Genomic DNA, 13,901 nt, shown 5'->3' with positions numbered 1-13,901 from the left:
GCGGCCCAGGCCCAGGAGCGCGAGACGTCTACAATGGTTGCACCAATCGCCAAACTGGTCGCCAAACTCGCCGAACCCGCCGCCCTGCCCGTCATGCCCGAGGATCTGCCCAACTCCGCACCCAGCGACGCACGCAACAAGGCGCAGCCGCATGCCGAACTCGTCGATATCCCGCCTGAGTTCGCGCCGACACCCACGCACCCCATCCGCGTACGCTCGCGGCCCATGCCGGCCGGTGTGTGCATCGCGCAGCACACGCATGCGTGGGCGCAACTCGCCTACTCGTCGCGCGGCGTACTGCGCATGGCGACGCCCGGCACGACGTGGATGGTGCCGCCCTCGCGCGCGATCTGGGTGCCGCCTCAAATCACGCACGAAGTGGCGATCGTCGAGGACGCGTTCCTGCGCACGCTCTACGTAGACGAATCGGTGATTCCGCCCGGCCTCGACGCGTGCCGCGTGGTCGAAGTCTCCGGCCTCCTGCGCGAGACGATCGCTGCCCTCGACGAGCGCGGCATTCCCACCGCACGCGAGCGCCTTCTCGGCGCGCTGGCGCTCGACGAGATCACGCGCTCGGCGCCGCTGCCGCTCGCCGTGCCGATGCCCGAGGAAAAGCGCCTGCGCGCGCTGTGCGAAGCGCTGATCGCCGACCCGGCGGGATCCGGCTCGCTCGAATACTGGGCCGCCCACGTGGGCGCGAGCACGCGCACGATCGCACGGCTCTTTCGTCAGGAACTCGGGGTAAGCTTTTCGCAGTGGCGCCAGCAAGCGATTCTCGCCCGCGCGATCCCGCTGCTCAACCAGGGGCGCCCGATGGCCGTCGTGGCGCAGGAACTCGGCTACCAGAGCCAGAGTGCGTTTTCAGCGATGTTTCGCCGTGCCTTCGGCGAGAGCCCGCGTGCCTTCATCGCGCGCGGCACGAGCGATCGCGACGCGGACGAACCGGAAGATTCCGTGGCCGCGGGGCGCCCCCTGGATCGCGCCGACAACGGGCATTGAGTGGGAAAGCGGCCAGCTTCAGACGAGCCGCGTCATATGGCGAATGGAGCCGAGGCGCGCAAGCCTCGGACCCGCCACGCGATAACCCATGCGCAGATAAAGACGCGCGGCCGGATTGTCGACGAACACGCGCAGTTGTAGCTCGCGCAGACCGCGCTCGCGGGCCCACTGGTGCGAGATGTCGAGCAGGAACGTGCCGGCGCCATTGCCGCGATACCCCTGGGCGATTTGCACGTCGCGAATGTGCAGCGAGTCGCCCTCCTGCGTCACGCGCAGCACGCCAATCGCCTCGCCGTCGAGTTCGAGGATGAAGTTCTCCGACTCGCGATAGCTCGCCAGAAAGAGATCGCCGCGCCAGACCAGGTGATGCCGCAGATAGTAGCCACCCATGTTGTTGCGCGTGAGCGTCTCCGCGAACTCGAAATCGTCCATGGTGGCGCGGCGCAGCTGAAACGGCGACGGAATGTCGTTTGGTGCGAACATGTCGGCAAGCGGGCAAACGAAGTTTCGACAACGCTACGATAACGCGCGGCCGCCGGCAATCGCAGATTGTCCGTACGGCCAACGAAATGATGGATGGGGAGTAAAAGCGGGAAAAACGTCTGTGGAAAAAGAAAAAGCCCGTTGGACGCATCCAACGGGCTTCGTTCTGGCGGAGCGGACGGGACTCGAACCCGCGACCCCCGGCGTGACAGGCCGGTATTCTAACCGACTGAACTACCGCTCCAGCTTGCTGCTCACCGGCGGGCGTCGGTCGATTCCCGCTGGCGGCGTCGCCACACTGCTCACAGTGCTACTACTTTGGCGCCGCATTTTGATTTGGCGTCCCCTAGGGGATTCGAACCCCTGTACTCACCGTGAAAGGGTGATGTCCTAGGCCTCTAGACGAAGGGGACAACACGGGTATAAGCGCTGACTTACACCTTTGAACCGCATCGGCTCGCCATTGCCGAAGCAACGACGGAACAGCTTTGAATCTGGCGGAGCGGACGGGACTCGAACCCGCGACCCCCGGCGTGACAGGCCGGTATTCTAACCAACTGAACTACCGCTCCAGTTTGCTGCTCACCGCGGGCGTCGGTCGATTCCCGCTGGCGGCGTCGCCATACTACGTTTGGCGCCGCATTTTGATTTGGCGTCCCCTAGGGGATTCGAACCCCTGTACTCACCGTGAAAGGGTGATGTCCTAGGCCTCTAGACGAAGGGGACAACACGGGCTTGCGCCTGTAACCGTCACTTTAACTAAAAAGCCCGCTCACAGTTTCTGAACGGGCTCGATCTGGCGGAGCGGACGGGACTCGAACCCGCGACCCCCGGCGTGACAGGCCGGTATTCTAACCAACTGAACTACCGCTCCAGCTCGACACAGTCAGATGGATGGTTTATTTCCACCTGATGCTTCGCCAATCTCATTGACGACGCACATGTCTGGCGTCCCCTAGGGGATTCGAACCCCTGTACTCACCGTGAAAGGGTGATGTCCTAGGCCTCTAGACGAAGGGGACATGATCTTTTCAGATAATGCCTTTACCACACTCTACTGCTTACTGCGTGTTCTGTTGGTGGAGGTAAGCGGGATCGAACCGCTGACCTCTTGCATGCCATGCAAGCGCTCTCCCAGCTGAGCTATACCCCCTTGCAGAACAGAAGCGAGATTTTAAACATCAATTTCGCTTTCGTCAAGAGCTTTTGAATCGTTTTCTGAAGCGCTTCGAGGTTTCCTTGAAACATCGTTGCCCGATTCCGCGACTCTTTGCGTGAGATTCGCTGCGTATTTTCCGCTATCTCGCGCTCCGTATTCAACGGAGCCCGAATACTACAAGAACTGCCGCGCGGGCGCTAGGGTCCGGGCGAAAATTCTTCAACAATTTTACTTTGCAGCCGAAATGCCCTTCTCGAGGCGACTCACCACCGCATCGCGGCCAAACAGCACGAGCACCGCATCGACCGACGGCGTATGCGTCGTACCTGCCACGAGCAGGCGCGCCGGCATCGCGAGCTGCGGCATCTTGAGCTTGTGCGTGGCGAGCGTGGCCTTCAGCGCAGCCGAGACGCCCTCCTTCGTCCACTCCGCGCCCTTGAGCGCGACAGCGAGATCCGCGAGCGCGGGGCGCACGGCTTCCGTGATGTGCTGTGCGAGCGCTTCGGCTTCTGGCTGCGGCTCGCGATAGAACATCATCGCGCTCTCGGCGATCTCCTTGATCGTGTTCGCACGGTCCTTGAAGAGCGCGACCACGCCCTCGAGCGACGGCCCTTTCGCGAGCGCCGCATCGTCCACGCCCAGCGCGGCAAAGAACGGCTTCGAGAGCTCTGCGAGGCGCGCGTTGTCCACTTCCTTCAGGTAATGGTTGTTGAGCCAGTTGAGCTTGTTGTGGTCGTACTGCGCGGGCGACTTGCCGAGATGCTCGAGATCGAACCACTCCACGAACTGCTCGCACGTGAACACTTCGGCGTCGCCGTGCGACCAGCCCAGACGCGCGAGATAGTTGAGCACCGCTTCCGGCAGATAGCCTGCGTCGCGATAGCCCATCACACTCATCGCGCCGTGGCGCTTGCTCATCTTTTCACCCTGCTCGTTGAGCACGGTGGGCAGGTGCGCGTAGACCGGCGGCTCGGCGCCGAGCGCGCGCAGGATGTTGATCTGGCGCGGCGTGTTGTTCACGTGGTCGTCGCCGCGGATCACGTGCGTGATCTTCATGTCGAGGTCGTCCACGACCACGCAGAAGTTGTAGGTCGGCGTGCCGTCCGGGCGCGCGATCACGAGATCGTCGAGTTCTTCGTTCGAGATCTCCACGCGGCCCTTGACGGCGTCGTCCCATGCCACCATGCCCGTGAGCGGGTTGCGAAAGCGCAGCACCGGCTGCACGCCCGCAGGCGGCGTGGGCAGCACCTTGCCCGGCTCCGGGCGCCACGTGCCGTCGTAGCGAGGCTTCTCGCCGGCGGCGCGCTGGCGCTCGCGCAGCGCGTCGAGCTCTTCGGTCGACATGTAGCACGGGTACACGAGGCCCTGCTCCTGCATCTGCCTGAGCACTTCGCGATAACGGTCCATGCGCTGCATCTGATAGAACGGACCTTCGTCGAAGTTCAGGCCGAGCCACTCCATGCCTTCGAGGATCGCATCGACCGATTCCGACGTCGAACGCTCGAGATCGGTATCTTCGATCCGCAGCACGAAGACGCCCTTGTTGTGGCGCGCGAACGCCCACGGGTAGAGCGCGGAACGGATGTTGCCGAGATGGATGAAGCCGGTCGGGCTCGGTGCGAAGCGGGTACGGACGACAGAGGTAGTCATGGGCGATTACTCGAAGACGATGCCATTCGGAGCGCGGCGCTGGCAATAAAAGCAGCGACGGCGGCGGACGGCCGGGGTTCGCGGCGCTTTCGGCCCGCGCGGCTAGCGCGGGAGCGCCGGGGCGGGCGCAGCCTCGCGCACACGAACGGGAATCCGGAAAATTAGAGACGGGATTATACCCGCCATGCACCGCTTCGGCCTGGGGCGAGGCCCGCAGCGCCTGCGGGCGCCCCGCTTCTCTCCCGCCCAATGACCGCGCGCCCGCAAGCCGTCGAGCGCGCGGTCATCTGCCGTCACATCGCGTTACATGCATGCCTGCTAAACCGGCCGCGCTTTGCCTTATGATGTCGGCGCGCCGCCACCACGATGCGGCGTCGCGCGCGCAAACATACTCGGCCGCCCGCGCGAGCAGACCGGGGTACCGCGCCGTTCCTTGCCGGACACGCACGCGGACCGCATGGAGAACCTTCTTGAAGCAGTCATCGCTCTCGTTGAGCCGCCGGCACTTTTCGCTTGCGGCCGCCTCCTCCGTCCTTGCGGCGTGCACGACCGCGGGCACGCAGACCGCCAGCGTCGCGCCGCCCGTCACCACCGCGCCCCCGCCGCCCGTCGGCAGGCCGGCGCGCCCGGTTCGCGTGGGCCTCGCGCTCGGCGGCGGCGCGGCGCGCGGCTTCGCGCATATCGGCGTGATCAAGGCGCTCGAGGCGCGCAACGTGCAAGTCGACTTCGTGGTCGGCACGAGCGCGGGCTCGGTCGTTGCGGCGCTTTACGCCTCGGGTATGAACGGTTTCGCGCTCAACAAGCTCGCGCTGACGATGGACGAAGCCTCGATCAGCGACTGGGCGATGCCGTTTCGCACGCGCGGCCTCCTGCAGGGCGTCGCGCTTCAGAACTATCTGAACACCACGCTGCACGACCGGCCCATCGAGAAGATGGCGAAGCCGCTCGGCGTCGTCTCGACCGACCTGCGCACAGGCCAGCCCATCCTGTTCCAGCGCGGCAACACGGGCATTGCCGTGCGCGCGTCGTGCAGCATTCCGTCGATTTTCGAGCCCGTGAAGATTGCGGGCCACGAATACGTGGATGGCGGCCTCGTGAGTCCCGTGCCGGCCTCGTTCGCACGCAAGATGGGCGCCGACTTCGTGATCGCCGTGGACATCTCGGCGCGCCCGGAGACGGCCTCGACGCTGAGCCAGTTCGACGTGCTAATGCAGACCTTCACGATCATGGGTCAGACGATCAAGACCTACGAGCTCGACAAATACGCCGATGTCGTGATCCGCCCGAATCTCAACGCGATGTCGAGCAGCGATTTCACGCAGCGCAACGCGGCGATTCTCGCGGGCGAGGAAGCGGGCGCGCGCGTCATGCCGGAGCTCGAGCGCAAGCTGGCCGCGGCACGCCTCACGGCCTGATCACTTGACCCGAGCGCGCCTTGGGCGGGCGCGCGAGCGCGAATAAACGCAAAAAGCCTGCTTCGCAAGAAGCAGGCTTTTTTGTTCGCTACAAAACCCCGATCAGTTCCCGCCGTTGCCGTCGAACTGTGCGCTCACGCGCTTGAGGCTTTGCTGCTGGTCCGGCGTGAACGACGTTTCGACGCGGCGTGCACCCGTGAACCGCTTTTCCCAGTAGCCGTCGTCGAGGTCGTCGACGCGGATCGTGCTGCCGGTGGACGGCGAATGTACGAACTTGTTGTCGCCGATGTAGATACCGACGTGCGAGAACGTGCGGCGCATGGTATTGAAGAACACGAGGTCGCCCGGCTTCAGGTTGCTCATGCTGACCTTCTCGCCCACGCGGCTCATTTCCTCGGCGCGGCGCGGCAGCGACATGCCGAGCGTGTCCTGGAACACGTAGCGCACGAAACCGCTGCAGTCGAGGCCGGAATCGGGCGTGTTGCCGCCCCAGCGATAGCGCACACCAATCATATTGAGTGCGCCGACAACGACGTCGCCCGCTTTGCCGGCCATGCCGGACAGGAACGCCTTGGCGCCGCCTTCGGTCGGGGCCGGAGCCGGCGCCGGGGTCGCCTGGTTGGCATTCTGAAGGGCGTTCTGAATGGCGGAGATGGACTGCGGATTCGACGAACTGCTCGGCGAAAATGAGGCATTCTGGCTAAAGCTGCTTACTTCGTCGGCGAACGCGCCGGGAGCTGCGGCCATCAGTACGCCGATGAACATCCCGGCGACGGCGCGCGTGCAAGCCTGGGTCAGGTATCGGTGCTGCATTGGTCGGTAGAAATTGCCCGTAAATCAGGGAGTTAGTAGAAAAGTTTGGACGATACTAGCCAGTAAGTATTTGTGTGTCAAAACAAATAGAAAAATTCAATCGCGATATTCACCTCATTGGTGAATTTCAACGAAATCCACCCTAAAGTTCCGCCAATGTCTAGTGATCGAACGCGGCTTTCAACAATTTTCGGGTGTAAGGATGGGTTGGGTTCTTGAAGATATTCGCGACCTCTCCTGACTCGACGATCGCCCCGTTCTCCATTACCGCCACCCGATGCGCCATCGCCCCGATCACCTGGAGGTCGTGGCTGATGAACACGTAGCCCAGGTTGTACTTGCGTTGCAGATCCGTCAATAATCTCAACACCTGTTGCTGGATCGACACGTCGAGCGCGCTGGTCGGCTCGTCGAGCACGATCACGCGCGGCTCCAGCACCAGCGTGCGCGCAATGGCAATACGCTGGCGCTGGCCACCCGAAAACTCGTGCGGGTATCGTTGCAAGGCGGTGCGATCGAGGCCCACTTCACGCAGCACGCCGACGACGCGCTTGCGCCGCTCCTCGCTGGGAAGATCGGGCCGATGCAGCACGAGTCCCTCCCCCACGATGCGCTCGATGGTCTGGCGCGGAGAAAGCGAACTGAACGGGTCCTGAAAGACAACCTGTAGATGCGAGCGCAACGACAGCCTGTCGCGGCCCTTGTAGCTCGCGATCGGCCGCCCCTGGAACTCGACGACGCCGCCTGCCGTTCGCTGCAACCCCAGCATCGCCATCGCCAGCGTCGTTTTCCCCGATCCGGACTCGCCGACGATGCCGAGCGTCTCGCCCTGGCGCACCGCAATGTTCGCGTCGTTCACCGCACGGTAGCGCCCCTTTTGCCACCAGCCGCGAAAACCCGGCAGCTTCGTTGCGAAGTCGACGATCACGTCCTTCGCCTGCAGGAGAACCGGCGCGATCGGCAGGACGGGCAGCACGTGGCGCTCGGGCCGGCTCGCAATGAGCCGTTGCGTGTACGCGTGTTGCGGCGCCTCGAAAATCTGCTCGACGCTGCCCGACTCCACGAGTCTGCCCTTCTCCATCACGGCCACGCGCTGCGCGAAGCGGCGCACGAGGTTCAGGTCGTGCGTGATCAGCAGCACCGACATGCCGCGGCGCGCCGCCTCCTCGCGCTGCAGTTCGAGCAGCAGATCGACGATCTGGCCGCGGATCGTCACGTCGAGCGCCGTGGTCGGCTCGTCGGCGAGCAACAGGCGCGGACGGCATGCGAGCGCCATCGCAATCATCACGCGCTGGCGCTGGCCGCCCGAGAGCTGATGCGGATAACTCGACACGCGCCGCCGCGCCTCGGTGATGCCCGTGCGCTCGAGCAAGCCCACCGCCTGCTCGTAGGCCGCTTTCTTCGAGACGCCGTCGTGCAGCACGATGGTCTCCGCGATCTGCTCGCCGATCGTGTAGAGCGGATTGAGCGCCGTCATCGGCTCCTGGAAGATCATCGCGACGTCGTTGCCACGCAGACCGCGCATCGCGCGCTCGCTCCTGGCGAGCAGGTCGTCGCCGTCGAGCCGGATGCTCCCGCTGATCTGCGCGTCCTGCAGCAGACGCAGCACCGCGAGCGCGGTGACGGTCTTGCCCGAGCCCGACTCGCCGACGAGCGCCACGCGCTCGCCGCGCCCGATCGCGAGCGTGATGTCGTCGACGGCGAGCGTCTCGCCAAAGCGCACGCTCAGGTGCTCGATTGAGAGGAGCGGCGCGGCGGCGTCATGGGGCACGGCGCTCACTGGTTGCCTCCGGCCTTCATGGCGTCGGAAATGCGCGTGTCGAGCGCGTTGCGTAGCGCGTCGCCGATGAACGTGAGCAGCAGCAGTGTCGCCACGAGCACGCCGAAGGTCGAGAGCGCGATCCACCATGCGTCGAGATTGCGCTTGCCCTGCGCGAGCAGCTCGCCGAGGCTCGGCGTGGGCGCCGGCACGCCAAGGCCCAGGAAGTCGAGACTCGTGAGCGCGAGAATCGCGCCGCTCATGCGAAACGGCAGGAACGTAATGACGGGCGTGAGGCTATTGGGCAGCACGTGATGCCAGATGATCTGCCAGTTCGAAAGTCCCATTGCGCGCGCGGCAAGCACATAGTCCTGGTTGCGGTTGCGCAGGAATTCGGCGCGCACATAGTCGGATAATCCGATCCAGCCGAACAGCGAAAGCAGCACGATCAGCAGCACGAAGCCCGGCTCGAAGATCGCCGCGAAAATGATCAGCAGATAAAGCTCGGGAAGCGAACTCCAGATTTCGATGAGACGCTGCCCGAGGATATCGACCTTGCCGCCGAAGTACCCTTGCACCGCGCCCGCCAGCACGCCGAGCAGCGTGCCGATGGCAGTCAGCACGAGCGCGAACTCCACCGACACGCGAAAGCCATAGAGCAGGCGCGCAAACAGATCGCGGCCGCTCTCGTCGGTGCCGAGCCAGTTCTGGCGCGACGGCGGCGCGGGGTTCGGCACTTTCGCGAAGTAGTTGAGCGTGTCGTAGTAGTACGGGTTCGGCGGATAGATCGCGAAGTTGCCCGGCGCATCGAAGCGGTGGCGAATATACGGATCGAGGTAGTCGGCAGGCGCCGGGAAATCGCCGCCGAACGCAGTTTCCGGATAGTCCTTGAACAGCGGGAAATACAGGTGCCCGTCGTAGCGCACGACAAGCGGCTTGTCGTTGCACCAGAGCGGACCCGCGAGACTCGCCGCGAACGCAACGAGAAACACGATCAGGCTCCAGTAGCCAAGACGCTGCTGCCTGAAGCGCAGCCACACGCGGCGGGCAGGCGTGGGCGACTTGAAGGCGCGCACGCTCTCGGTACGCAGTTCGGGCTCGGCGCCAGCGCGGACTCGGTTCAACTCAGCGCTCCAGTTGTTCGAATTGGATGCGGGGATCGACCCACACGTAGCACAGATCGGAAATCAGTTTGGTTAGCAGTCCGATCAACGTGAAGAGGTACAACGTGCCGAGCACGACCGGATAATCGCGCCGCACGACGGACTCGTACGAAAGCAGGCCGAGTCCGTCGAGCGAGAAAAGCGTTTCGATCAGCAGGCTGCCGGTGAAGAACGCGCCGATAAACGCCGCCGGGAAGCCCACCACGAGCGGCAGCAGCGCGTTGCGAAAGACGTGCTTCCAGAGCACGGTGCGCTCCGAGAGCCCTTTCGCGCGCGCGGTCAACACGTATTGGCGGCGGATCTCTTCGAGAAAGGCGTTCTTGGTGAGCATGGTCGTGACGGCGAAACTGCCGACTACCGACGCTGTCACGGGCAGCGTGATGTGCCAGAGATAATCGAGGATCTTGCCGCCGAGCGAGAGCGTGTCCCAGTTGTCAGACGTGAGATTGCGCAGCGGGAAGAGCTGCAGGAACGAGCCGCCGCCGAACAGCACGAGCAGCAGCACGCCCAGCACGAAGCCCGGAATCGCATAACCGACCAGCACGACGAGACTCGTCACGAGGTCGAACCGCGAGCCGTTGCGCACCGCCTTCGCGATGCCCAACGGCACCGATATCAGATACGTGAGAAAGAAGGTCCAGAGGCCAATGCTGATCGAAACCGGCAGCTTGGAAATAATGAGCGACCACACGCTCTGGTGATGGAAATAGCTCTGTCCGAGATCGAAGCGCGCAAAGCGCCCGAGCATCAGGAAATAGCGTTGCAGCGGCGGCTTGTCAAAGCCGTAAAGCTGCTTGAGCTGCGCGATCTGCTGCGCGTCCACGCCGGAATGTGCGCGCATGCCGAACGGCATGCCCTGCTCGGCGCCTCGCCGCAATTCGCGCACCGCCTGTTCGACGGGCCCGCCCGGCACGAACTGAATCACGCCGAAGGTCAGCGTGAGCACGCCGAGCAGCGTCGGGATCATCAGCAGCAGGCGTTTGACGATGTAGCTCCACATGATTTCGATGCTTTCCGTCGTGTCCGTCGTTAATGAGCCGCCGACTGTGGCTCAGGCTGCGGCTTGAACCACCACGTCGAGATGATCCAGTCGTTCGCGCCATAGTACAGCGGCAATTTCGCCGGATAGGACAGCGTGTTCTTGAACGCCACACGGTGCGTCGCGCTGTACCACTGCGGCACCACATAGTAGCCGTGCATCAGCACGCGGTCGAGCGCATGCGTGGCGTCGAGCAGTTGCTGAAGTGTTTGCGCCTGCGTGAGCGCCTTGAGGATCGCATCGACGGCTGGGGACTTCAGGCCGAGCAGATTGCCCGAGCCCGGCTCGTCGGCGGCCTTGCTGCCGAAGCGGTCGAGCTGTTCCGCCCCCGGCACCTGGACGTCGGGGAACTTGATGGTCGTCATGTCGAAGTCGAAGGCGTCGAGCCGCTTCTGGTAGAGCGCGAAATCGACCGAACGATAGTTCACCTGGATGCCAAGGCGCCTGAGCGCCTGCGTGTACTGCGCCATGATCGGCGCCCACTGCGCCGAAGCGCTCGTGTCGTCAAGCACCTCGAAGGTGAACGGCTCGCCCTTCGCGTTGCGCAGCGCGCCGTCGCGATAGGTCCAGCCTGCGTCGGCGAGCAGCGCGCGCGCCTTGAGCAGATTCGCACGCAGCGATCCTGGCGGGGTCGTATCGGGCTGCAAGGGCGGCGGACCGAACACGGCAGGATCGAGCGACTTGCGCCACGGCTCGAGCAAGGCAAGCTCGCCGGGCGACGGCAGCCCCTTGGCCTGCAGCTGCGTGTTCGCGAACCAGCTGTCGATGCGACGGTACTGGCTATAAAACAGCATGCGGTTGAGCCACGGGAAGTCGAGCGCGAGATCGAGGGCGCGGCGCACGCGCACGTCCTGGAACACGGGCTTGCGCAGATTCATGACGAAGCCCTGCATACCGGTGCCGTTGTGCTGCGGGAACTCGCGCTTGATGAGCTCGCCGCTGTCGAAGCGCTTGCCGACATCGCGCCGCACCCAGTTGCGCGCAACATATTCGACGAGCGCGTCGTACTCGCCCGCCTTGAAGGCCTCGAGGCGCGCGACGTCATCCGAATAGAGCTTGTAGGTAATGCGCTCGAAGTTGTTGGTGCCCACGCGCACCGGCAGATCCTTGCCCCAGTAGTTGGGGTCGAGCTTGTAAGTGATCGTGCGGCCGTTCGAGTAGCGGTCCATCACGTAGGGGCCGCTGCCGATCGGTTGCTCGAAGGCGAGCTGATCAAAGGCGATGCGGCTGCCGTCCGGGCGCAAGCCCCACTTGTGCGAGAACACCGGCATGCCGCCCGCGATGAGCGGCAGTTCGCGGTTGTTGCTGCGGAACTCGAAGCGGATCGTCGCAGGATCGACCACCACCGCGCGCGTGATCTCGCTGAAATATGCCTGCATGGACGGCGCGGCCTGGCGGCTCTTCAGGGTGTCGAGCGAGAACTTCACGTCTTCGGCCGTCACCGCATCGCCGTTCGAGAAGCGCGCCTTAGGGTTGATGTGGAACGTCACCGAAAGCGCATCGGGCGCGATGCGGATGTCGTCGGCGAGCAGACCGTAGGCCGAGGCCACTTCGTCGAGGCTACCCGTCGTGAGGCTCTCGAACAGCATGCCGAGCCCCGGCGCCGCATTGCCGCGCAGCGTGAACGGATTGAACTTGTCGAAGCTCGTGAGGCGGTCGGGATTGGCGAGGACGAGCGTGCCGCCCTTGGGCGCATCCGGATTCACGTAGTCGAAGTGCGCGAATCCCTGCGGATATTTAGGCTCGCCGTACTGCGCGATGGCGTAGACCGCGTGCGCGCTCGGCATGGCGAGCAGCCCGAATCCGAGCGCAAGACACATCGCCGCCAGCCTTTTGGCAAGTGCGAACCGAACCGCAGGAACGGTTGCCCCAAGCGCGCCGAGCGCCGTCCTGCCTCGCGTTCCTGTCGTCATAGATCGGTAATTGTCCGGGCTGCCTTGTCAGTTGTGAGAGAATTCTACCCAAACCACGCGGCGCCGCCCCCACAGGCGCTGGCGCATTGACCTGATTTAGGAGAATTCATGGGCTTCCTCGCTGGCAAACGTATCCTGTTGACCGGCCTGCTGTCGAACCGTTCGATTGCGTACGGCATCGCGCAGGCATGCAAGCGCGAAGGCGCGGAACTGGCGTTCACGTACGTCGGCGACCGCTTCAAGGACCGTATCACCGAGTTCGCGCAGGAATTTGGCAGCAACCTGGTGTTCCCTTGCGATGTGGCCGACGACGCGCAAATCGAAGCGCTCTTCACGGATCTCAAGCAGCACTGGGATACGCTCGACGGCCTCGTCCACTCGATCGGCTTCGCGCCGCGCGAGGCGATCGCGGGTGACTTCCTCGACGGCATGACGCGCGAGAATTTCCGCATCGCCCACGATATTTCGGCATACAGCTTCCCGGCGCTCGCCAAGGCCGCCAAGCCGATGCTCGCCCAGAACGCTTCGCTGCTGACGCTGACCTATCTCGGCGCAGAGCGCGCGATCCCGAACTACAACACCATGGGCGTTGCGAAAGCCGCACTCGAAGCAAGCGTGCGTTATCTCGCGGTGGCGCTCGGTGCGCAAGGCGTGCGCGTGAACGGCATCTCGGCCGGCCCGATCAAGACGCTCGCGGCAAGCGGTATCAAAGGCTTTGGTAAGATTCTCGACTTCGTCGCACAGAACGCCCCGCTGCAGCGTAACGTGACTATCGAGCAGGTCGGCAATTCAGCCGCGTTCCTGCTCTCCGATCTGGCAGCCGGCGTGACCGCCGAAATCATGCACGTCGACTCGGGCTTCAACGCCGTGGTTGGCGGCATGGCCGGCCTCGAGTAAGCCGCTCTTCACGTTGCGTGCGCGTCGTTGCGCGCACAACGGCAAGAATGCAAAAGCCGCCCACTGGGCGGCTTTTCTTTTGGCGTGGCGTTCGATGTGCCATGCGCGCCGTGTCACGCGCACCACGCCGCCAACGAGCCTCGCGGCTTAGTGCCAGTGTCCCGGAGGACCGCCGTGGTCGCGGTCGTAGTGGTCGCGGTCATAGTGGCCGCGGTCGTAGTGACCGCGGCCCGGGCCGTCATAGCCGCCGTGGTGGCGATACCAGTCGTCGCGCTCCCAGTAGCGGCGCCCGTCCCAGTAACGGTCACCGTGCCAGCCGATGACGATGGCCGGCGGCGCCCCATAAACGGGAGCCGGTTGATAGACGACCGGCGGCGGCGGCGGCGCGTAGACCGGTTGCGGAGCGACATAAACCGGGGCCGGGATACCGATATTGACACCAACGCTCACGCCAGCCATAGCAGCACTCGATGCGCCGATAGCCACGCCCCCGAGCAGCATTGCAACAACACGTGGGAACTTCATGGACTCACCTTTCGGGTTTGATATTTTGTCGAAGCCAATATAACGCACGGCTTTCGCCCGCGTATTTCAAACTTGTAATAACTGAT

The 13,901-nt window shown here is 64.0% G+C and carries 11 protein-coding genes and 7 tRNA genes; 3 read left to right on the top strand and 15 right to left on the bottom strand.

Going from position 1 to position 13,901, the window contains the following annotated elements; genetic code table 11:
• Positions 1-33 precede the first annotated feature (33 nt).
• The gene (locus tag M3I53_RS06945) at positions 34-999 is read left to right on the top strand and encodes a helix-turn-helix domain-containing protein (protein WP_254315216.1); all 966 of its coding nucleotides are present in this window, start codon (positions 34-36) and stop codon (positions 997-999) included.
• 18 nt (positions 1,000-1,017) lie between these two features.
• Here the strand turns inward: M3I53_RS06945 and M3I53_RS06940 are convergent, their stop codons facing one another.
• From M3I53_RS06940 to gltX, 9 genes are all read right to left on the bottom strand, one after another.
• The gene (locus M3I53_RS06940; protein ID WP_028204095.1) at positions 1,018-1,482 is read right to left on the bottom strand and encodes a GNAT family N-acetyltransferase; all 465 of its coding nucleotides are present in this window, start codon (positions 1,480-1,482) and stop codon (positions 1,018-1,020) included.
• A 167-nt stretch (positions 1,483-1,649) separates the two neighbouring features.
• Positions 1,650-1,726, bottom strand: a tRNA-Asp gene (locus M3I53_RS06935).
• Positions 1,727-1,819: 93 nt separating this feature from the next.
• Positions 1,820-1,895, bottom strand: a tRNA-Glu gene (locus tag M3I53_RS06930).
• Positions 1,896-1,977: 82 nt separating this feature from the next.
• Positions 1,978-2,054 (bottom strand) — tRNA-Asp (locus M3I53_RS06925).
• Positions 2,055-2,132: 78 nt separating this feature from the next.
• A tRNA-Glu gene (locus tag M3I53_RS06920) sits at positions 2,133-2,208 on the bottom strand.
• Between the two features lie 71 nt (positions 2,209-2,279).
• Positions 2,280-2,356, bottom strand: a tRNA-Asp gene (locus M3I53_RS06915).
• A 72-nt stretch (positions 2,357-2,428) separates the two neighbouring features.
• Positions 2,429-2,504, bottom strand: a tRNA-Glu gene (locus M3I53_RS06910).
• 55 nt (positions 2,505-2,559) lie between these two features.
• Positions 2,560-2,635 (bottom strand) — tRNA-Ala (locus M3I53_RS06905).
• A 234-nt stretch (positions 2,636-2,869) separates the two neighbouring features.
• Positions 2,870-4,291, bottom strand: a complete 1,422-nt coding sequence (gene gltX, locus M3I53_RS06900; RefSeq protein WP_254315215.1) for a glutamate--tRNA ligase — start codon at positions 4,289-4,291, stop codon at positions 2,870-2,872.
• A 470-nt stretch (positions 4,292-4,761) separates the two neighbouring features.
• Here gltX and M3I53_RS06895 point away from each other — a divergent pair, with 470 nt between their 5' ends.
• Complete coding sequence (locus M3I53_RS06895; protein ID WP_254315214.1) at positions 4,762-5,706, top strand: patatin-like phospholipase family protein; 945 nt, start codon at positions 4,762-4,764, stop codon at positions 5,704-5,706.
• Positions 5,707-5,808: 102 nt separating this feature from the next.
• Here M3I53_RS06895 and M3I53_RS06890 read toward each other — a convergent pair whose 3' ends face one another.
• The 5 genes from M3I53_RS06890 to M3I53_RS06870 form a co-directional block, all read right to left on the bottom strand.
• Positions 5,809-6,519, bottom strand: coding sequence for a C40 family peptidase (locus tag M3I53_RS06890; protein WP_254315213.1), 711 nt, complete (start codon positions 6,517-6,519; stop codon positions 5,809-5,811).
• Between the two features lie 160 nt (positions 6,520-6,679).
• A complete protein-coding gene (locus tag M3I53_RS06885; RefSeq protein WP_254315212.1) occupies positions 6,680-8,299 on the bottom strand; it encodes a dipeptide ABC transporter ATP-binding protein in 1,620 nt (539 codons plus the stop codon).
• Positions 8,296-9,402, bottom strand: a complete 1,107-nt coding sequence (locus M3I53_RS06880) for an ABC transporter permease (RefSeq protein ID WP_375542478.1) — start codon at positions 9,400-9,402, stop codon at positions 8,296-8,298. Before M3I53_RS06880 ends, M3I53_RS06885 begins: the two co-directional genes overlap by 4 nt.
• Before the next feature lies 1 nt (position 9,403).
• Complete coding sequence (locus M3I53_RS06875; RefSeq protein WP_028204101.1) at positions 9,404-10,441, bottom strand: microcin C ABC transporter permease YejB; 1,038 nt, start codon at positions 10,439-10,441, stop codon at positions 9,404-9,406.
• Positions 10,442-10,470: 29 nt separating this feature from the next.
• Positions 10,471-12,393, bottom strand: a complete 1,923-nt coding sequence (locus M3I53_RS06870) for an extracellular solute-binding protein (RefSeq protein ID WP_375542477.1) — start codon at positions 12,391-12,393, stop codon at positions 10,471-10,473.
• 108 nt (positions 12,394-12,501) lie between these two features.
• Between M3I53_RS06870 and fabI the strand changes: the two genes are divergently transcribed.
• Positions 12,502-13,290: an enoyl-ACP reductase FabI gene (gene fabI, locus M3I53_RS06865; protein WP_069265581.1), complete on the top strand. Its 789-nt coding sequence runs from the start codon at positions 12,502-12,504 to the stop codon at positions 13,288-13,290.
• A gap of 147 nt (positions 13,291-13,437) precedes the next feature.
• Here the strand turns inward: fabI and M3I53_RS06860 are convergent, their stop codons facing one another.
• A complete protein-coding gene (locus M3I53_RS06860; protein WP_254315210.1) occupies positions 13,438-13,815 on the bottom strand; it encodes a hypothetical protein in 378 nt (125 codons plus the stop codon).
• Positions 13,816-13,901 lie beyond the last annotated feature (86 nt).

The organism is Paraburkholderia sp. CNPSo 3272 (assembly GCF_024206495.1).
Classification (GTDB): domain Bacteria; phylum Pseudomonadota; class Gammaproteobacteria; order Burkholderiales; family Burkholderiaceae; genus Paraburkholderia.
The sequence above is the reverse complement of the archived record's forward strand: the minus strand, read 5'-3'. Positions and strand labels throughout refer to the sequence as shown.